The sequence below is a fragment of the Pseudomonas sp. DVZ6 genome, assembly GCF_024259445.1.
GTDB classification, from domain to species: Bacteria; Pseudomonadota; Gammaproteobacteria; order Pseudomonadales; family Pseudomonadaceae; genus Aquipseudomonas; species Aquipseudomonas peradeniyensis.
Map to the genome: position 1 here is coordinate 1 of NZ_JANCLM010000003.1, position 18936 is coordinate 18936.

Annotated in this window: 17 protein-coding genes; 5 read left to right on the forward strand and 12 right to left on the reverse strand. The window is 64.6% G+C overall.

Going from position 1 to position 18936, the window contains the following annotated elements; all coding sequences use genetic code 11:
- Positions 1-190: 190 nt before the first annotated feature.
- The 5 genes from NMG10_RS02450 to NMG10_RS02470 all read right to left on the reverse strand — a co-directional run bounded on the left by NMG10_RS02450 (position 191) and on the right by NMG10_RS02470 (position 3948).
- Entirely contained in the window at positions 191-1000 is an 810-nt protein-coding gene (locus NMG10_RS02450) for an OmpA family protein (RefSeq protein ID WP_203651805.1), read from the reverse strand.
- Positions 997-1350 carry a DUF4398 domain-containing protein gene (locus NMG10_RS02455; protein ID WP_203651804.1) on the reverse strand — a complete coding sequence of 118 codons (354 nt, stop codon included), beginning with the start codon at positions 1348-1350 and terminating at the stop codon, positions 997-999. The genes NMG10_RS02450 and NMG10_RS02455 overlap by 4 nt, the downstream gene beginning before the upstream one ends.
- Positions 1351-1359: 9 nt before the next feature.
- Positions 1360-2181 carry an ABC transporter substrate-binding protein gene (locus tag NMG10_RS02460; RefSeq protein ID WP_254463777.1) on the reverse strand — a complete coding sequence of 274 codons (822 nt, stop codon included), beginning with the start codon at positions 2179-2181 and terminating at the stop codon, positions 1360-1362.
- A gap of 87 nt (positions 2182-2268) precedes the next feature.
- Positions 2269-3198, reverse strand: a complete 930-nt coding sequence (locus NMG10_RS02465) for an electron transfer flavoprotein subunit alpha/FixB family protein (RefSeq protein ID WP_028692906.1) — start codon at positions 3196-3198, stop codon at positions 2269-2271.
- Positions 3199-3948, reverse strand: coding sequence for an electron transfer flavoprotein subunit beta/FixA family protein (locus NMG10_RS02470; RefSeq protein ID WP_254463779.1), 750 nt, complete (start codon positions 3946-3948; stop codon positions 3199-3201).
- 542 nt (positions 3949-4490) lie between these two features.
- Here NMG10_RS02470 and NMG10_RS02475 point away from each other — a divergent pair.
- Positions 4491-6155 carry an electron transfer flavoprotein-ubiquinone oxidoreductase gene (locus tag NMG10_RS02475; protein ID WP_203651802.1) on the forward strand — a complete coding sequence of 555 codons (1665 nt, stop codon included), beginning with the start codon at positions 4491-4493 and terminating at the stop codon, positions 6153-6155.
- Between the two features lie 63 nt (positions 6156-6218).
- On the opposite strand, the gene NMG10_RS02480 is transcribed toward NMG10_RS02475, so the two are convergent.
- The 6 genes from NMG10_RS02480 to NMG10_RS02505 form a co-directional block, all read right to left on the reverse strand.
- Positions 6219-7868, reverse strand: a complete 1650-nt coding sequence (locus tag NMG10_RS02480; RefSeq protein ID WP_254463781.1) for a hypothetical protein — start codon at positions 7866-7868, stop codon at positions 6219-6221.
- 149 nt (positions 7869-8017) lie between these two features.
- Positions 8018-8419 (reverse strand): type II toxin-antitoxin system MqsA family antitoxin, encoded by a 402-nt coding sequence (locus NMG10_RS02485; RefSeq protein WP_254463783.1) that lies wholly within the window; start codon positions 8417-8419, stop codon positions 8018-8020.
- Between the two features lies 1 nt (position 8420).
- A complete protein-coding gene (locus NMG10_RS02490; RefSeq protein ID WP_203651799.1) occupies positions 8421-8717 on the reverse strand; it encodes a type II toxin-antitoxin system MqsR family toxin in 297 nt (98 codons plus the stop codon).
- Positions 8718-8811: 94 nt separating this feature from the next.
- Positions 8812-10137 carry an MFS transporter gene (locus NMG10_RS02495; RefSeq protein ID WP_232856743.1) on the reverse strand — a complete coding sequence of 442 codons (1326 nt, stop codon included), beginning with the start codon at positions 10135-10137 and terminating at the stop codon, positions 8812-8814.
- Positions 10138-10190: 53 nt separating this feature from the next.
- Positions 10191-10676: a histidine kinase gene (locus NMG10_RS02500; protein WP_232856744.1), complete on the reverse strand. Its 486-nt coding sequence runs from the start codon at positions 10674-10676 to the stop codon at positions 10191-10193.
- Between the two features lie 172 nt (positions 10677-10848).
- Positions 10849-11325 (reverse strand): sigma-70 family RNA polymerase sigma factor, encoded by a 477-nt coding sequence (locus tag NMG10_RS02505; protein ID WP_186732870.1) that lies wholly within the window; start codon positions 11323-11325, stop codon positions 10849-10851.
- Between the two features lie 216 nt (positions 11326-11541).
- Between NMG10_RS02505 and NMG10_RS02510 the strand changes: the two genes are divergently transcribed.
- From NMG10_RS02510 to NMG10_RS02520, 3 genes are read left to right on the forward strand one after another with little or no spacing between them, the layout of a single operon-like run.
- Positions 11542-12720 carry an efflux RND transporter periplasmic adaptor subunit gene (locus tag NMG10_RS02510; RefSeq protein ID WP_254463785.1) on the forward strand — a complete coding sequence of 393 codons (1179 nt, stop codon included), beginning with the start codon at positions 11542-11544 and terminating at the stop codon, positions 12718-12720.
- A 1-nt stretch (position 12721) separates the two neighbouring features.
- Positions 12722-14683 (forward strand): MacB family efflux pump subunit, encoded by a 1962-nt coding sequence (locus NMG10_RS02515; protein WP_203651795.1) that lies wholly within the window; start codon positions 12722-12724, stop codon positions 14681-14683.
- A gap of 3 nt (positions 14684-14686) precedes the next feature.
- Positions 14687-16090, forward strand: a complete 1404-nt coding sequence (locus tag NMG10_RS02520; RefSeq protein ID WP_234561767.1) for an efflux transporter outer membrane subunit — start codon at positions 14687-14689, stop codon at positions 16088-16090.
- Between the two features lie 92 nt (positions 16091-16182).
- On the opposite strand, the gene NMG10_RS02525 is transcribed toward NMG10_RS02520, so the two are convergent.
- Positions 16183-17805: a twin-arginine translocation signal domain-containing protein gene (locus tag NMG10_RS02525; protein WP_232856750.1), complete on the reverse strand. Its 1623-nt coding sequence runs from the start codon at positions 17803-17805 to the stop codon at positions 16183-16185.
- Positions 17806-17940: 135 nt separating this feature from the next.
- On the opposite strand from NMG10_RS02525, the gene NMG10_RS02530 reads away from it, so the two are divergent.
- Positions 17941-18873 (forward strand): siderophore-interacting protein, encoded by a 933-nt coding sequence (locus NMG10_RS02530; RefSeq protein ID WP_234561765.1) that lies wholly within the window; start codon positions 17941-17943, stop codon positions 18871-18873.
- The last annotated feature ends 63 nt before the right edge of the window (positions 18874-18936 follow it).

Here is an 18936-nt window from a genome sequence, read left to right on the forward strand (position 1 = left end):
CGGCACCTGAACTATTGCGCACTTAGAAGCAACAGCAAGATCAAGATCAAGATCAGATCAAGAAATGCGAAGTGGTAGTTAGCCGACTGACTATGAATTGGCTGGATGAACCCTATCGTGTGCAAGCCCGCTTCTACAAGTTATGTATAACTTCTTGCAGGAACGGGCTTGCTCGAAATCAAAACAGAATTCAACGCGCTGGCGCGAGTTTACCCTTGTCATCGGAGAAGACGATCTCGACCCGACGATTCTGCGCCCTGCCCCGCTCCGAAGCATTGGCCTCAACCGGGTACTGGTCACCATAACCCTCGACCTGGATCCGCTTCTCGTCCACCCCCAGATCAACCAGCATATCGGCCACCGACTGCGCACGATCACGGGACAGTTTCAGGTTCTCCTCCGCCGCACCGGTGCTATCGGTATAACCCTCGATCCGCACCACGCGCCGTGGATTGAGCTGAAGGAACTGCACCAGCTTCAATACAGTACGGCTGGCCGAGTTCTTCAGATCAGCCTGGCCGGTATCGAACAGCACATCGCCCAGGGTCATGACCAGACCGCGATCGGTCTGCTCCGACGCCAGCGCGACAATCTGCGCTTCGACGAACTTGCCCTGCTGCTGGACGCTGGCCAGCTTGGCCTCGCGCAGCGCCAACTGCAGGCGCTGGCGCTCCAGGTCGAGCTTGGCCAGGCGCTCCTGGTTCAACGCCAGCTTGGCATGCTCGCTGGCAATCTCGCTGTAGCGCTGACTCAGGTAGGCGTAATGACGAACATCGCTGCCGGTGCCGACATAGCCCGCCAGGCGCTCCGCACGCGCCAACGACTCGCCGGCGCGGATCACATCGCGAGGCGCGCTACGCAGCACGTCGGAATCGTCCTTGACCTTCTGGAACGCAGCACTGGCATCGTCCAGTGCCGACTCGCTGCGCTGGCTGGCGCAGCCCTGCAGACCGACCAGGGCCAGCAAGGCCAGGGCCGCCATGGGCTTGAGAGACTTCATGGCTGCACCTCCAGTTGCTTACGCAGGCGCTTGATCCGCGACTGCATCGCCTGCAGCTGCTCCTCGCTCTTCTGGTTCAGTACCCGCGCCTCGGCCAGGCGCGCATCGAGCTCGGCCTGCTCGGCGCGCATGCGCGCATCGCGGTGGCTTTCGCCGAGCATGTTGCTCTTGGCCCGGGCCAGCTTGTCTTCGGCCAACTTGAACTCCGGCACCTGCTCATTGGCGCCGACCGCCTTGGCCTGCTCCAAGGCCTGTTCCGACAGGCGCAGCTGTTCATTGGGTGCCGGGTCGTTGGCACAGCCGACCAGGCCGAGCACGGCCAGGGCAAGCATCAAGGGTTGGATTCTCACTCACGCTTCCTACTGTTTGGGGGCACCCTGCGACGCCTGCATCTGCGCCTTCCAACGCTCGACATTGCGCTGCAGCACAGCTTCGCTCGCCCCGGAGATCGGCAATTCTGTCAGTTTTTTCGCCAGTTGTCCGCGCAACCAGCTGTCGTTACACGCCGAGTTGTGCGAGACCGCCAGGTACAGCCCCGGACGATCCACCGGCAAACCCCGGGCGATGAGGTCGTTGCCCACGCCCAGGCTCTGCGCCATGGCCATGCCCGAGTAGCGCCCAGCCAGCACATAGTCGACCTGGCCGAGCACCAGTTTCTGGAAGGCCTGCGTCAGGTTCTGCGCCGGCTCCAGCTTGAGCTGGGTCCTGGCAAAGGCATCGAAGGCCGGGGTCAGGCGGGCCTTCTCGGACAGGGCGCCGCGGTACTGGGCAAGGTCAGCCGGGCCATCGAACACCAGGGTGGCGTCATGGCGGGTCCAGACCAGGTATTCGTTGAGCTGCAAGGCCGGATGGATGTAATCCAGACTGGTCAGCTGGGTGACCTGCATCGGCGTGTCGAGCAACAGGTCCATGCGCCCGCTGCGCACCTCCTCCAGAGCCTGCTCGCGCTTGCCGGCGTGCAGCACCTCGACCTTCACCCCAAGCTCGGCAGCCACCTGGCGCAGCAGGTCGACATTGGCGCCGATCAGGTGTTTCGGGTCTTGCGGATCCTGCCAGGAGTACGGCGGCGCATCCGGGCTGCCGGTGGCCACCAGACGCTCGCACTTGCCCAGCGCCAAGGCCTGCGTCGACAGCAGCGCCAGCACGCAGGCCAGCCCTCCCTTGCTCCAGCGAAACGCCATGCAACCTCTCCCCGCCCCTGAAAAAATCCATGAAAAAACCCGGACCGCCAAGGGCGGGCCGGGTTCTTTATAAGTGAAGCAGGCGGATCAGACCAGCTTTTCCAGCTCCGGAACCGCTTCGAACAGATCGGCGACCAGGCCGTAGTCGGCGACCTGGAAGATCGGCGCCTCCTCGTCCTTGTTGATCGCGACGATCACTTTCGAGTCCTTCATGCCGGCCAGGTGCTGGATCGCGCCGGAGATACCGACGGCGATGTACAGCTGTGGCGCGACGATCTTGCCGGTCTGGCCGACCTGCATGTCGTTCGGCACGAAGCCTGCGTCGACCGCGGCGCGCGAGGCGCCGACGGCGGCGCCGAGCTTGTCGGCCAGGGCGTACAGGTGCTTGAAGTTGTCACCGTTGCCCATGCCGCGACCACCGGAAACGACGATCTTGGCGGCGGTCAGCTCAGGACGGTCGGACTTGGCCAGCTCTTCGCCAACGAAGGCCGACTTGCCGGCGTCGTGGGCGGCAGCGACGGCTTCGACAGCGGCCGAACCACCTTCGGCGGCCACGGCGTCGAAGCCGGTGGTACGCACGGTGATGACCTTGACCGCAGCGCTCGATTGCACGGTGGCAATGGCGTTACCGGCATAGATCGGACGCTTGAAAGTGTCGGCGGATTCAACGGCGATGATCTCGGAGATCTGGTCGACGTCCAGCAGCGCGGCAACGCGCGGCAGGATGTTCTTGCCATTGGTGGTGGCCGGGGCCAGCACGTGGCTGTAACCCTTGGCCAGCTCGACCAGCAGCGGCGCGACGTTTTCCGGCAGGGCATGGGCGTAGGCGGCGTTATCGGCGACCAGCACCTTGGCCACGCCGGCGATCTTGGCGGCGGACTCGGCGACGCCACCGACGTTCTGGCCGGCGACCAGCACGTGGATATCACCACCGATCTTGGCGGCAGCGGCGACAGTGTTCAGGGTGGCCGGGGCTACGGCACCGTTCTCGTGTTCAGCGACAACCAGGATAGTCATTTAGATTACCTTCGCTTCGTTCTTCAGCTTCTCGACCAGTTCGGCCACCGACTTGACCTTGATACCGGCGCTGCGGGCGGCAGGCGCTTCGACCTTGAGGGTCTTGTTGGTGGAGGCGATGGACACGCCCAGCGCGTCTGGAGTGATGGTCTCCAGCGGCTTCTTCTTGGCCTTCATGATGTTCGGCAGCGACGCGTAGCGCGGCTCGTTCAGGCGCAGGTCGGTGGTGACGATGGCTGGCAGATTCAGCGCAACGGTCTGCAGGCCGCCATCGATTTCACGGGTGACGTTGACCTTTTCGCCGGCGACTTCGACCTTGGAGGCGAAGGTGCCCTGGGCGAAGCCGGTCAGCGCGGCCAGCATCTGGCCGGTCTGGTTGTTGTCGCTGTCGATGGCCTGCTTGCCGAGGATGACCAGCTGCGGCTGCTCCTTGTCGACAACGGCTTTCAGCGCCTTGGCCACGGCCAGGGAGTTCAGTTCGTCAGCGGCCTCGACCAGGATGGCACGGTCGGCGCCCAGGGCCAGGGCGGTACGCAGTTGCTCCTGGGCGGCGGTCGGGCCGATGGAGACAACGACGATTTCGCTCGCCACGCCCTTCTCTTTCAGGCGGACGGCTTCTTCCACGGCGATTTCGCAGAAGGGGTTCATGGACATCTTGACGTTTGCAAGGTCGACGCCGGAGTTGTCCGCCTTGACGCGAACCTTGACGTTGTAGTCGACCACTCGTTTGACAGCTACAAGAACCTTCATGGATTCCTCGTTACTCTCCGGTGAAAAGAAGATCGCCTGGGGACTGCCCGGCGAATGCGCGTGGGTACAAGGGCACCTCTAAAAACGTTCCGACGCCGACAAAGTTCAGTTGACCGATCAGTCTTGTTGCGACCTTCAGGGACAAAACCCGCGGGTCATTTTCTGTCGTGGCGTGTAGACTCCACTACAAAACCTGATTCGGCCCGTAAACCCTGCTCCACGCCTGGTCTTTAGGGGTGCACCTGCGCCCGACGGTCAGCCTACGGCGAACGCGAAAGCGCTCGTATCTTGACCGTAACACCCAATCCGGTCAATACGGCAAATTGGCCAGCCTCCAGCCGCCTACCTGCGATTCTACGGGCCTCCGGCAAATTCAAACAAACGTTTGTATTGGACCCGCCAAGTGGTGTAGATATAATGCGCGGCCAAGACAAAACGGTGTAGTCCATCACCTGCGAAGCTACAGCCTCTGCACGCCGCACGTGACCGTGAACACCCATAAAAGACAAGCAACGCGATGAGCCTTGAGTAGGAGAGAACCTGTGGAACGCGAATACATGGAATTCGACGTGGTCATCGTCGGCGCAGGCCCGGCGGGCCTGTCCGCCGCCTGCCGCCTGAAGCAGAAGGCCGCCGAAGCCGGTAGCGAGATCAGCGTCTGCGTGGTCGAGAAAGGCTCCGAAGTCGGCGCCCACATCCTCTCCGGCGCGGTGTTCGAACCACGCGCCCTGAACGAACTGTTCCCCGACTGGAAAGAACTCGGCGCGCCGCTGAACACCGAAGTGAAGCGCGACGACATCTATGTGCTGAAAAGTGCCGACAGCTCGACCAAGGTCCCCGACCTGTTCGTGCCCAAGACCATGCACAACCACGGCAACTACATCATCTCCCTGGGCAACCTGTGCCGCTGGCTGGCCCAGCAGGCCGAGAACCTGGGCGTCGAGATCTACCCGGGCTTCGCCGCGCAAGAGGCACTGTTCGATGAAAACGGCGTGGTGCGTGGCATCGTCACCGGCGACCTGGGTGTCGACCGCGAAGGCCAGCCAAAAGAAGGCCTGTACACCCCGGGCATGGAGCTGCGCGCCAAGTACACCCTGTTCGCCGAAGGCTGCCGTGGCCATATCGGCAAGCAGCTGATCAAGCGCTTCGACCTGGACAACGAGTCCGACGTCCAGCACTACGGCATCGGTCTCAAGGAAATCTGGGAAATCGACCCGGCCAAGCACGAGCAGGGCCTGGTGGTGCATACCGCCGGCTGGCCGCTGGACGTGATGAGCGCCGAGAACACCGGCGGCTCCTTCCTTTATCACCTGGAAAACAACCAGGTGGTGGTCGGCCTGATCGTCGACCTGTCCTACTCCAACGCGTACCTGTCACCGTTCGACGAGTTCCAGCGCCTGAAGCACCACCCGGTGATGGCCCAGTACCTCGAAGGCGGCAAGCGCATCAGCTACGGCGCCCGCGCCATCTGCAAGGGCGGCCTGAACTCGCTGCCGAAGATGGTCTTCAATGGCGGCGCGCTGATCGGCTGCGACCTGGGCACCCTGAACTTCTCCAAGATCAAGGGCAGCCACACCGCGATGAAGTCCGGCATGCTCGCCGCCGAAGCCGTGGCCGACGCATTGATCGCCGGCAGCGAAGGCGGTGACCAGCTCAACGGCTATGTCAGCGCCTTCAAGGCCAGCTGGCTGCATGAAGAGCTGTTCGCCAGCCGCAACTTCGGCCCGGCGCTGCACAAGTTCGGCCCGTTGCTCGGTGGTGCGTTCAACTACATCGACCAGAACTGGTTCGGCGGCAAGCTGCCGTTCACCCTGCATGACACCAAGCCGGACTACGCCTGCCTCAAGCTCGCGGCGGACTCGCAGAAGATCGACTACCCGAAACCGGACGGCAAGCTCAGCTTCGACAAGCTCAGCTCGGTATTCCTCTCCAGCACCAACCATGAAGAGGAACAACCCTGCCACCTGAAGCTGACCGACCCGAACATCCCGATCGCCAGCAACCTGCCGCTGTACGACGAACCGGCACAGCGCTACTGCCCGGCCGGCGTGTACGAAGTGGTCACCCAGGAAGACGGCAACAAGCGCTTCCAGATCAACGCGCAGAACTGCGTGCACTGCAAGACCTGCGACATCAAGGATCCGGCCCAGAACATCACCTGGGTCACCCCTGAAGGCGCCGGCGGGCCGAACTACCCGAACATGTAAGCCCTGCCCTGGCGGCAAGCAAAAGCCCCCTGGTCGTGAGACCCGGGGGCTTTTTCATGGTCGCTATCCCTTGTACGAAACCACGGTGTGCGTGGTGTCCAGCCCCAGTTGTTCGAGCCGTTCCAGGACATGCCCCAGGCACTGCCCGCCATCGGGCTTGTAGTGTCCGGAGGCATCATTGACCAGACCAAGGATGTCGCTCACCGCATTGCTGGTGGTCTTGCGGTCGATGCGCATTTCTCCGGCGCACACCACCGGCTGGCCACCGCCAAGCTGGCTGTGCCGGGTATAGCGCGTACGGTCCAGGGACTGGTCCCAGAATTTGACCAGAATGCTTTTCTGCGGGGTATAGACCCAGGTGTAGGCATCCTGGGCAGTATTGGGGCGCAGATAGGTCAGTCTGCCGCTCTTGAGCTCATACGCCAGTATCTGGCCGCGCTCCTCGCCGATCAGCTGGCAGACGCCATCGAGGGTTTCAGGCTGATAGCTGCGCCATTTCAGCACATCGATCAGCCATTGCTGCAACTGCACCGGGTAGGTGTAGCCGGCAAAGTCCAGGGGCGCCGAGATATCGGCCTTGCGCCAGTCCAGCCAGTTCACCCGGCCTTGCCATGCCACGCCGTCCCTGGCCTCGATCCAGCGGTTGTCGCTCCCTACCACGCGGTTGTTCAGCTGGTCATTGACCTTCAGGTCCAGCGACTGCATCTTCCAGGCCGGACCGTACCCCCCGGCACTGGCCTGGTAGATCTCGACCGAGCGCAGCTCATCGGCATAGATCACGCTGCGCTGGAACATCTTGGCCAGGTCGACCTCGACCTTGAAGTGCGCCCCTCGCTCGAAGTCGCCGGCCAGCGGCTGGCGGTGCTCGCTGCCATTGATCGAGAACGAAAGGGTATCGCCTGTTCCGGCACTGTAGTCGGCAGAGACAGCGAGGCACACGCTCAGTTTGTCTACGACCATGCTCGGCGCCTGCCCCCGGCGGGGGAGCTGGGGCAGTTGCACCCGCCAGGCGTCGGAAGGCAGCGCCTCGCTTCGTCGCTGCAGCCAGACCTCACCCGAAATCGGAGCACTGCACAAGGTACGGGTGCCATCGCCATAGAGAAGCTCACCCTTGGAAGACAGCCGCCAGCGATCCCCCGAGGCTGCGCTCGCCTTGCCGCAGATCCCGAGCCCCAAGGCCTGCCCGGTGGTGACATTGACCAGTTGCCCGTCCCTGTAGAGCCATTGCATGGCCTTGGGATCCGGGTTCACGGCGAGGCACACGCCCTCCTCGTCCGCCATCAGGTAATCACGACCATTGGTAAGCATGAACGGGATACCGCTGGGTAGGCCGTTCACGGGGTCCCCGGCACCACCACTGCCATCCAGTGCCTTCAGCTGGATGAATTCGACCGTTTGCTGGCGCTGCGCACTGTCGGTCAACAGTACGGCATGGCTGTTGGCGGCCAGCTGGATACGGCTGATATGGCGAAAGTCATGCAGCGGGTGTACGCCGGTCAATTGCTTGCCATCACCGTAGACTACCACCCAGGCCTGGTCGTGGTGGTGACGGGACTCCAGCACGCAGGCCAGGCTACGGCCCCAGCGGATAACCGGAGTCCTGGCCTGATCATCCGGTTTCGTGCTGGCGGGATTGGCAGCCGAAAAGCTCATCTGTGGCGGAAACGCAGGCAGCTGGGCCCGCGTCATCCAGGTGATGTTGAAACTGGACATGCATATTTCTCCTGACTGTATGAACGGAAGGGTCCGTCAACGATCAGTCGAAATTACGTGCACAACCTCGAAGGCGCTGTAGGGGTGCAGAGCTGCCGACGCTCAAAATCCCTACCCTGCCTGTAGGACCTGTTGACTGCCTGGACGCATCAGGCAGTCCTGACTTCCTCGAACAGTTCCGGATGACGATCCAGGAGCTTGAACAGCTTGATCAGTGCGACCGGTGGTTGGGTCTTGCCGTTCTCGTAACGGGAAAAGGCATTGACCCCGCCGCCAAAGATTTCGCCCGCCTCACGCTGATCGAGGTCGAATTTGCGCCGAACGCTGGCAATGAAGGCAGGGTCGACAGCGGCGGCATTGACCTGTCGCTTGAAGGCCAGCATCAGATCACCGAGGCGCTCAGCTTCAGCCATGCTCAGCATCGCCTCGCCGCAAACAGGGCAATAATCGCCGAAGACATCGCGGATCACCGTCGAATGGCCATTGTATCGATAAGGCATGTCCTGAGCCTGGGCGACCAGCTCAGCACCACCACACACGGGACACTTCATTTCAACGCTCCTTGAATGACACGATCAGCACGTCATCGACCACCGTCAGCTTGATGTAGAGATCGCCAAAGACGGTTCGGGGACGATAGACATCCTGCCAGATCCGATGATCGTGATAGGTCGTCATGCTTTTGTAGAAATCGTGTGCCGACAAGCCTCGAACGACTTCAAGCATCTGGCGAGGGCTCAGCCCGAGCGCATCACAGTCCTGGATAGCTGTCCGGGTGGGCCTGACCCGGCCCTGGCTCATCAACATTCGCACCCTTTCCAGCGGGCAGTGCGGCGTTCTCTTTTCCATGAGAAATTAACCTTTAAGGTTATTCTTGGCCAATAGGTTATTTTAATAACCCCCACCCGGAAGTCTGCCTCACTGCCCAGCAGTCATTACCGCCTCATTTGTCACCGCACATGAGCGCCAGCGGCTGCGCAGCGAACTCCAACGGCTCGCGGCGTCCGAAATAGAGCGCCGTCAGCAATCCGACCATGCCCATGACCAGACAAAAACCGACACACACCCATGGGCTCCAGGGCATCAGGGCAATCAGCGCCAGCGGCGTGGTGCTGGCCCACAGGGCGTAGGCGACGTTGTAGGTGAAGGAGATGCCCGACACCCGGATCTCGGCCGGGAACAGCCCGACCATCACCGACGGCACCACCCCTACCACGCCACAGGACAGGCCAGCCAATGCATAGGCCGCCCAGAGCTGCCCCCACTGGCCCACCAGGCTGGCGTACAAGGCGCCGATGCCCAACGGCAGCAGCAGGCAGTAGAGCATCAGCGCCCGCCAGGCACCGATACGGTCCACCAGCAAGCCGGCCAGCACGCAGCCAATATTGAGGAAGACGATACCCACGCTGCTCAGGGCGAAGGTGTGCCCGGCTGTCATGCCGAACCGCTGTTGCATCACGGTCGGGGTAATCACCACCAGCACCACTACCGCCGAGGTCAGCACACAGGTCAGCAGCGCCGCTGGAATCAAGGCCCGTCGATGAGTGCCCAGCACCCGTCGCAGGGGGAAGGCCACCGGTTGCTCCTGCTGCGCCCGCAGGGCCAGGAACACCGGGGTTTCACTCAGCCAGCGACGCAGCCAGACACCGATCACGCCAAACACGCCGCCAAGCAGGAAAGGATAGCGCCAGGCGTAATCGAGGATCTCCTGGGGCGTGAACAGCTGCGCCAGCAAGGTCGCGGTCAGCGCACCGAGCAGGTAGCCGAAGGTCAGCCCGGCCTGCAGGAAGCCCAGCGCATAACCGCGACGACCAGACGGCGCATGTTCGGCGACGAAGGTCCAGGCGCTGGGTACCTCACCGCCAACCGCCGCACCCTGCAGGATGCGCAGGGCCAGCAGGATCAGCGGCGCGGCGTAGCCAATGTCGGCGTAGGTCGGCATCACCCCGATCAGCAGGCACGGCAGCGCCATCATCAGGATGCTCAGGCTGAACACCCGCTTGCGCCCCAGGTGGTCGGCGAAATGGGCCATGAGGATGCCACCCAGCGGCCTGGCCAGGTAGCCGGTGACGAAGATCCCGAAGCTCTGCAGCAGGCGCAGCCACTCCGGCATTTCAGGCGGGAAGAACAGCTGGCTGAGGGTCAGCGCGAAGAACACGAAGATGATGAAATCGTAGATTTCCAGGGCGCCACCCAGCGCGGCCAGCCCCAGGGTCCGGTGATCGCGACGGCTGAACCGTGGCGGGCGGGTGGTATCGATGGCAGTCATGGCAGCTTCCGCAACGAGGCAAAAGGCCAGAGGATAGCAAATCCACCCCCTGCTCAGGGGTTACGACAGAACACCGTCTGCGCGAGGTTGGTGCGCCGCCGGGCATGGTTCGACGCCCCCGCCAGCCCCGGCGGCAGCGGCAACTGCCCGACCAGCACCGGCATATCGATGATTGCCATGAAGGATTCCAGTGCCTCGCTGTCGGGGGCATGGGGCAGGCTGATGCTGACGGCGTGGCGATCGTTGGGCGGTACAGCGGGCACTTTCAGGTGTGGCGAGTGGTACAGCAGCGCGTGCTGGATCTGCGAGCTGACCCGGCAAAAACGCGCCAGGTCGACCCCGGCATGGCTGGCCAGCTCGATGTTGCCCACCAGCAGGTTGAAGGGTTCCAGGGCACTGTGCACCAGGCGCTGCAGGTCGTCGAAACTCTCCACCGGGGCGATCCGGTAATAACCCAGGCCATTGAGCATCTTCTCCAGCTGCAGGCGCTGGCCGGGGTGCTCATCGGCGATGAGGATGCGCATGGATTTGTTAGGCATCGTCCGAACCTGGGCAGTTGGGTGGTGACGGTGGCTCCATGACCATACTGCGCCGGCAACGGCAACGTCAGACGGGACGCCTGAGCGGGGGGTCTTTATTGATAGTTGTCGTGAACCCGGGAGAAATCAAGTCGCCAACTCACGGAATTTTCACATTCCACGGACGGCTCGCTCAGGACTCCCACTGGCGCATGCGCACGCGGCAATGCTTCATGGCATTGACAATATGCTTTTCCACCAGGCTGCGGGAAATACCCAGGCGCTCGGCGATCTGCTGATGCGACAGGCCATCGAGCTTGCGCAGCAGGAAGCTGTCGCGGCAAGGCCCGCTCAGTTCGCCCAGGGCTTGCTGCATCAGCGCCAGGCGCTGGTCGAGCTGCATGCTCTGCGTCAGAGCAGGGGTATGCCAGCGCTCATCGCTGTCCAGTACCTCCAGCGGCTCGGCCTGACGCACCAGATGTCGACGATGATGATCGACCACGAGATTCATGGCCGTGCGATAAAGGAAGGCGCGTGGATGCTCGATATGCTCGCCCTCCGTGCGCTCCAACACCCGGATGTAGGCATCGTGGGCGACGTCTTCGGCCGCCTGGCGATTACCGAGTCGGGCGGACAGGAAGCTCACCAATTCGCGATAGTAATGTTCCACGACGGCACCTGGCGTCTCCCTGCTCAAGCGTTGGTAGTCAGGGGCAGTGTTCTGGATGATGTCAGCGTGCGATCTTACAAATTATAATTATTCGCAGCAACACGCAGACCACCCCCGCGCTGCGCTAAATCGTCATCAAGATCATTCGTTTAACTGGGACCCCCGAGCGCATGCCCCGTCGCGGCACTCGGCCACTATCTCCGGCTGGAAGCCCGCATGACACGCACATCCAATACCCGCCGCCGAGTGCTGATCGGCGCCTTGGGCCTGGCCGGCCTCGGCAGCCTGGTGGCCTGGCAGGCCCTGCCTCTGGGCGGCGCACCGGTCAGCACCGTGCCAGTGACCCGCGCCGATATCGAGAGCAGCGTCACTGCCCTGGGCACCCTGCAACCACGCCGCTATGTCGATGTCGGCGCCCAGGCCTCGGGGCAGATCCGCAAGCTGCATGTGGAAGCCGGCGACGAGGTGCGTCAGGGCCAACTGCTGGTTGAAATCGATCCGTCAACACAACAAGCCAAGCTCGATGCCGGACGCTTCTCGATCGAGAACCTCAAGGCCCAGCTGGCCGAACAACGGGCGCAGTACCTGCTCGCCCAGCAGCAGTACAAGCGCCAGCAGGATCTGGCCGCCACCGGCGCCAGCCGCCAGGAAGACCTGCAAACGGCCGCGGCGCAGTTGAAGGTGACCCAGGCCCGCATCGACATGTACCTGGCGCAGATCCGCCAGGCCCAGGCCAGCCTTCGCAGCGACGAAGCGGAGCTGGGCTACACGCGGATCTATGCGCCCATGAGCGGCACCGTGGTGGCGGTGGACGCCCGCGAGGGCCAGACCCTCAACGCCCAGCAGCAGACACCGTTAATCCTGCGCATCGCCAAGCTGTCGCCGATGACCGTATGGGCCCAGGTGTCCGAAGCCGACATCGGCAAGGTCAAACCGGGCATGACCGCCTACTTCAACACCCTGGCCGGCGGCAAGCGGCGCTGGACCAGCACCGTCCGGCAGATCCTGCCGGTGCCACCCAAGCCGCTGGACCAATCCAGCCAGGGCGGGGGCAGCCCGGCCAGCGCCACGGCCGGCACCACTGGCACCAAGGTGGTCCAGTACACCGTGCTGCTGGACGTGGACAACCCCGACGGTGCCCTGATGGCGGAGATGACCACCCAGGTGTTCTTCGTCGCCGGCCAGGCCAGCCAGGTGCTCAGCGCGCCCCTGGCCGCGCTCGACGACACCCCTGGCGACGGCGTGCGTCTGGCACAGGTGCTGAACAACAAGGGCCAGATCGAGGCGCGCCAGGTGCGCACCGGCTTGAGTGACCGCCTGCGGGTGCAGATCCTCGAGGGCCTGAACGAAGGTGAGCGCCTGGTCATCGGCCTACCCGCCGCCAGTGGGGGTTGATATGTCCACGCCCCTGATCGAGCTGTGCGACATCCGCAAGGTCTACGGCGGTGTCGATTCGCCCAGGGTCGAGGTGCTGCGCGGCATCAGCCTGAGCATCCACCCCGGAGAATTCGTCGCCATCGTCGGCGCCTCGGGCTCCGGCAAGTCGACCCTGATGAACATCCTCGGCTGCCTCGACCGCCCCACCTCGGGCAGCTACCGCTTTGCCGGTCGGGACGTGGCCGAGCTGGACAGCGACGAGCTGGCCTGGCTGCGCCGCGAAGCCTTCGGCTTCGTGTTCCAGGGCTATCACCTGATCCCCTCCGGCTCGGCCCAGGAGAACGTCGAGATGCCGGCCATCTACGCCGGCACTCAGCCCGCCGAACGCCATGCCCGCGCCCACGCCCTGCTCGAGCGCCTGGGCCTGGCCAGCCGCACCGGCAACCGTCCGCACCAGTTGTCCGGCGGCCAGCAGCAGCGGGTGTCGATCGCCCGCGCGCTGATGAACGGCGGGCACATCATCCTCGCCGACGAGCCCACCGGCGCACTCGACAGCCAAAGCGGCGCCGAGGTGATGACCCTGCTCGACGAACTGGCCAGCCAGGGCCATGTGATCATCCTCATCACCCATGACCGTGAAGTCGCGGCCCGCGCCCAGCGGATCATCGAGGTGCGCGACGGCGAGGTGGTCAGCGATTCGGCCACCCCGTCCTCGGTCGATGCACCGCCCCGACAGCTGCAGGCCGACGACCTGCGCCAGCGCCTGGACTTCGGCGCCACCCAGCGCGGCGCCTGGAAGGGCGAGCTGGTCGAGTCCCTGCAGGCCGCCTGGCGGGTGATGTGGATCAACCGCTTCCGTACCGCCCTTACCCTGCTCGGCATCATCATCGGGGTGGCCTCGGTAGTGGTGATGCTGGCGGTCGGCGAAGGCAGCAAGCGCCAGGTCATGGCGCAGATGGCCGCCTTCGGCTCGAACATCCTCTACCTCAACGGCAAGCACTCCTCCGAGGAACTGATGGGCATCGTCACCCTCGACGATGTCGACGCCATCGGCGAACTGCCGCAGGTCAAGCGCGTCATGCCGGTCATCGGCGACAAGCTCATGGTGCGCCACGGCAACAAGGGCGAGCAGTTCTATGTCGGCGGCAACAACACCGGGTTCCCCGAGATCTTCAACTGGCCGGTGGTCGAAGGCAGCTTCTACAGCGAGGCCGACGAAGCCAACGCCGCCGCCGTGGCCGTGATCGGCCAGAAGGTGCGCGAGAAGATGTTTGGTGTGGGGAGCAACCCGCTCGGTCAGTACCTGCTGATCGGCAACGTGCCGTTCCAGGTGATCGGTGTGCTTCAGGGCAAGGGCGCCAGCTCCGGCAGCGAAGACAGCGACGAGCGCGTGGTGGTGCCCTACTCCGCCGCCTCCATCCGCCTGTTTGGCAGCCGCGATCCGGAGTACGTCACCATCGCCGCCCAGGATTCCAGCCGCGTGAAGGAAACCGAGCAGGCGATCGAACGCCTCATGTTGCAGCGTCACCAGGGCAAGTACGATTTCGTCCTGACCAACGACGCCGCACTGATCCAGGCCGAGGCCCGCACCCAGAACAGCCTGTCGCTGATGCTCGGGGCGATCGCCGCGATCTCGCTGCTGGTCGGCGGCATCGGCGTGATGAACATCATGCTCATGACCGTGCGCGAACGCACCCGCGAGATCGGCATCCGCATGGCCACCGGCGCACGCCAGCGCGACATCCTGCGCCAGTTCCTCACCGAGGCGGTGATGCTGTCGATGGTCGGCGGGGTGACCGGCATTGTCCTGGCCCTGGCCATCGGCGCCAGCCTGCTGCTGGCCGACATCGCCGTGGCCTTCGCCCTGCCCGCCATCCTCGGCGCCTTCGCCTGCGCCGTGATCACCGGCGTGGTGTTCGGTTTCATGCCGGCCCGCAAGGCCGCCCGCCTCGACCCGGTCAAGGCCCTTACCAGCGAATAGTTCATGACGATCCCCAGCCGCATCAGCCTGTTGACCCTGAGCCTTTGCCTGGCCGCCTGCAGCAGCCCGCCCCCACCGGCGGCGAACATCGACACACCCCCCGCCTGGCAAGGGCCAACCACGGCCCAGTCCCTGCCCGACAGCCAATGGTGGCGCGCCTTTGCCAGCGCCGAGCTGGACCGTCTGGTCGAACGCGCCCGCCTGAACAGTCACGACCTGGCGGCGGCCGCCGCGCGGGTGCGCAAAGCGCAGGCCAGCGCGGTGATCGCCGGTGCACCGCTGTTGCCCGAGGTGAAGCTGGGTCTGAACGGCAGCCGCCAGCGCCTGTTGCGCGGCGACGGCAACAGCCAGCTCGACGCCAGCAGCAGCGAACGCACCAGCACCTCGTTCGGCACCCGCCTGAGCGCCAGCTACGAGATTGACTTCTGGGGCGGCCTGCGCGCCACCCGCGACAGCGCCCTGCGCAGCCTCGACGCCAGCCGCTTCGACCGCCAGACCGTGGAACTGACCCTGGTCAGCGCCGTGGCCGACAGCTACCTGCAGGGCCTGGCATTCGACGAGCAACTGCGCATCGCCCGCTTGAACCTGGACAACGCCCGCGATGTGCTGGGCCTGGTCGAAGCCCGCGAACGCTCGGGCTCGGCCACCCGCCTGGAACTGGCCCAGCAGCGCAGCCTGGTAGCCGCCCAGGAGCGCCAGCTGCCGCTGCTCGAACAGCGCCGCCAGGACAATCGCATCGTCCTTGCCACCCTACTGGGCGATCCGGTGCAGGCGCTGCCCGCCACCCGCGAAACCATCGGCAACGTGCAGTGGCCGGCCATCGGCAGCGGCGTGCCCAGCGAACTGCTCGGCCGCCGCCCGGACATCGCCGCCGCCGAGGCCCGCCTGGCGGCGGCCAGCGCCAATATCCAGGTGGCCCGGGCGGCGATGCTGCCGCGCCTGATACTGGGAGCGGACCTGGGCAGTGGCGCCCGGACCTTGCCCAACATCTTCGACAGCCCCTACTACACCCTCACCGCCGGGCTCACCGCGCCGATCTTCAACAACGGTCGGCTGAGTGCCGCCCGGGACGTGGCCAGTGCCGAACAGCAGGAGCTGCTGGAGCTGTACCGCGCCAGCATCCTGGCCGGGTTCTCGGATGTGGAGAAAGCCCTGAATGCCATCGCCGGCGTGGAGCGCCAGCGCCGCTGGCAGGACCAGGAAGTGGAACAGGCGCGCATCGCCTTCGACCTGGCCCAGCAACGCTACGCCGCCGGTGCCGAGACCCTGCTCACCGTACTCGAGACCCAGCGCACGCTGTACCTGGCCCAGGACCAGCAGGCGCAGCTGCGCCTGGAGCAGTTGCGCGGGAGCGTGGCGTTGTACAAGGCACTGGGCGGAGGCTGGCAGGCGCCGCAAAACCTGTAGGAGCGGGCTTGCCCCGCGAAAGCGCCAGACCAGACAACGATGCTTTCAGGTCTGGCGCTTTCGCGGGGCAAGCCCGCTCCTACAGGGGCGCTTCAGGAGACAATATTCTTCATTGACAGGTGCCGCGCATACCAAGGCCGTTGCGGCACCTTGCGCAACAGGTTTTCGATCTTGTCGTCGGCGCCGAAGGTGATGCGCAAGGCCAGCTTCATGGTCTCCACATCCATCTCCACCGACTTGCCCAGGCGCATGCCTGGCTGCGTGCTGCAACCATGGGTATCCGGGCCCAGCCACGGATCGTCGACCTCCACCCAGCGCCCCGGGGCGAACCACGGCACGCCATTGACTTCCAGACGTCGCACCTGACCGGGGTGGTGGCGCTCATGGGCGCGGAACCAGTCGTCGATGCGGTCGTCGATCCAACCATGGAAGCCCCAGAACACTGGGTGCACATGGGATGAGAACGGATCACCGAGGAAGTCGTTCTCAGGCTCGAACCAGCGCGCGGCGAAATCCGCCTGGTCGCGGGCGAACGGTACCGGTGCGCCATTGTTGGGGTCGCGCGGCACCGATGCCCAGCACATGTGCAGCCAGTCGTGCAGGTTCATCTCCAGTTCCGAGCCAAAGGCGCCCAGGGTCAGTTTCGACAGGTACACCGGGTCCTGGTACTGCGACTCCCACACCTGGAAATTGCTGCAATAGGTTTCCCCTGCCTTGATCGCCCCGACCCACTGCCCATAGGCGTCATCGCCCGGGGCCTGCCAGCCTGGCGGCACACAGCAGCCGTCGTGGTTGTCGAAGTAGCGGGCGAAACCTGCCCGATCGAACTCGACGCTCGGCTGCGGCAGCGGGAAGCGCTGCCAGGAAGGCAGGTCCTGCAAGGTGCGGGCATACATCAACATGTGCCGGTGCATGAACAGGAAATCGATACCGGAGCCATTGCGGTGCTTGCGCGGGCCACGGGCATCGCGCTCACGGTCCCGTGGCCCCGGCTGCCAGCCCAGGCCACGCAGGGCATCCTGCTTTTTCTCCGGCAGCTTGTGCCATTTGTCGCGGGTGGCGTGCCAGAGCTGGTGGAACAGGCGATGTTCAGCGCCGATCACCCACTCGCGCATTTCGGGGGTATACGGCAGACGCTCGCGGGCCTCGGGGAACAGCCGCTTGACCGCGACAAAACGGCTGTCAGGCAGCGGCAGGGTCAGTGGCCGGTCCAGGCGCTGCACGCGGCCGCTCAACGTACCGCTGCCGGCGTTGGCAAACTCGGCCCAGACCTCGTCGAGGCTGGCCACGCACTCATAACCCGGCCCGCCGTGCTGGTTGACCAGGCGCCAACGCACCTCGGCGCTGCTGGCACCGACCAGGTCACCGAGCACACGGTAGGCAGGCTCCGCGACGCCACGCAGCCCCTCGCCGGTATCGACATATCCGCGCAGGCCACGGCCCTTGGTGGCAACGTCGAGGAACATCTCGACCCCCTGCACGGGCAGGCCGTCCAGGCCACGCTCGGCACCGTCGAAGCGAATCTCCCAAACGCCGCGCAGCTGGTCCGCTAGGACCTGCCCGGCATAGTCGGCCAGCTCCACGCTGGCTTCGCCGGGCGTGACGATATCGTCTTCAGGGTCGTGGGTCAGTTGCTTGTGCGCGTAATAGGCCGCCGTGCCTGTGGCGCCCGCCACAGCCAGGCCAGCGATGAATCCTCGTCGGGAAATTGTCATTGCGCCTCAATCCGTCTTCGCGTGCCGCGACTTCTATCCAAGCTAGGACGTAGGCGGACCGGGGAAATTTAGCCTTCTAATTAACCAACCGGCGCGCTCGTCTGTTGGGTATCTCCCGCTGACAGAGGCATAGCCATGACCTCCCTGCTCGATCGCCTGACCCAACCGGTCAAGGCCACGCCCTACCGGGTCTTCGACCTCGACCTCAAGGCCATCGAACCCTTGAGTCCTTCGCTGAGCCGCTTCATCTTCACCGGCGAGGACGTGGCGCAGATGACCACCCTGGCCCCCGACCAACGCGTCAAGTTGCTATTCCCGACGCCCGCCGGAGCGCCTCCGAGCCTGCCCAAGCACGAGCAATGGCAACAGGCCCGGCGCGAGCTGGCAGCGCAGGACATGCCACCCATGCGCACGTACACCATTCGCGCCCTGCGCCGCGATGCCCTCGAGGTGGATGTGGACTTCGTCCTGCACGGCGTCAATGGCCCGGCCTCGGCCTGGGCCACCCACGCCCGCCCGGGTGACCGCCTGCAGATGGTCGCCCCCAACCTTGCCTATAGCGATGACCCCGGCGGCTACGAGTGGAAACCACCGCACAGTGCCCGGCGCATCCTGCTGATCGGTGATGAAACCGCCCTGCCGGCCATCGCCGGCATCCTCGAGCAGTTGGCCGCGAGCGCGCCGGAATTGCTGGTGGAGGCATTCATCGAAGTGCCGCTGGAGGCCGACTGCCTCGACCTGCGCCACAGCCCGGCCACCCGCCTGCACTGGCTGCCGCGCGACCTGCTGCGCAGCGAGCACGGCCAGGGCATGCAGCACGCCGTGCGCGAGCTGGCCAGCCTGCCGGCGGTGCGCGGTGCGTCGACGGTCGAGCTGGAGGACGTGGATATAGACGAGCGTATCCTGTGGGAACAGGCCAGCGGCGAGCATGGCGACTTCCATGCCTGGATCGCCGGGGAATCGGGGACCGTCATGGATATCCGCCGGCATCTGATCAAGGAACGCGGATTGCCGAGGGAAAGCCTGACGCTGATGGGCTACTGGCGTGCCGGACGCACCTTCGACTAGTACCTGCGTCCTGTAGGAGCGGCCTTGCGCCGCGAAAGGGCCGCGTAGCGGCCCCAGGATTTC

Bases quoted from the DNA above. Each gene is read 5' to 3' on its own strand.
- NMG10_RS02450 (WP_203651805.1), bottom strand. From the start codon at position 1,000: ATGAAGTCTCTCAAGCCCATGGCGGCCCTGGCCTTGCTGGCCCTGGTC.
- NMG10_RS02460 (WP_254463777.1), bottom strand. From the start codon at position 2,181: ATGGCGTTTCGCTGGAGCAAGGGAGGGCTGGCCTGCGTGCTGGCGCTG.
- NMG10_RS02465 (WP_028692906.1), bottom strand. From the start codon at position 3,198: ATGACTATCCTGGTTGTCGCTGAACACGAGAACGGTGCCGTAGCCCCG.
- NMG10_RS02470 (WP_254463779.1), bottom strand. From the start codon at position 3,948: ATGAAGGTTCTTGTAGCTGTCAAACGAGTGGTCGACTACAACGTCAAG.
- NMG10_RS02480 (WP_254463781.1), bottom strand. From the start codon at position 7,868: ATGTCCAGTTTCAACATCACCTGGATGACGCGGGCCCAGCTGCCTGCG.
- NMG10_RS02485 (WP_254463783.1), bottom strand. From the start codon at position 8,419: ATGAAGTGTCCCGTGTGTGGTGGTGCTGAGCTGGTCGCCCAGGCTCAG.
- NMG10_RS02490 (WP_203651799.1), bottom strand. From the start codon at position 8,717: ATGGAAAAGAGAACGCCGCACTGCCCGCTGGAAAGGGTGCGAATGTTG.
- NMG10_RS02495 (WP_232856743.1), bottom strand. From the start codon at position 10,137: ATGACTGCCATCGATACCACCCGCCCGCCACGGTTCAGCCGTCGCGAT.
- NMG10_RS02500 (WP_232856744.1), bottom strand. From the start codon at position 10,676: ATGCCTAACAAATCCATGCGCATCCTCATCGCCGATGAGCACCCCGGC.
- NMG10_RS02510 (WP_254463785.1), top strand. From the start codon at position 11,542: ATGACACGCACATCCAATACCCGCCGCCGAGTGCTGATCGGCGCCTTG.
- NMG10_RS02515 (WP_203651795.1), top strand. From the start codon at position 12,722: ATGTCCACGCCCCTGATCGAGCTGTGCGACATCCGCAAGGTCTACGGC.
- NMG10_RS02520 (WP_234561767.1), top strand. From the start codon at position 14,687: ATGACGATCCCCAGCCGCATCAGCCTGTTGACCCTGAGCCTTTGCCTG.
- NMG10_RS02525 (WP_232856750.1), bottom strand. From the start codon at position 17,805: ATGACAATTTCCCGACGAGGATTCATCGCTGGCCTGGCTGTGGCGGGC.
- NMG10_RS02530 (WP_234561765.1), top strand. From the start codon at position 17,941: ATGACCTCCCTGCTCGATCGCCTGACCCAACCGGTCAAGGCCACGCCC.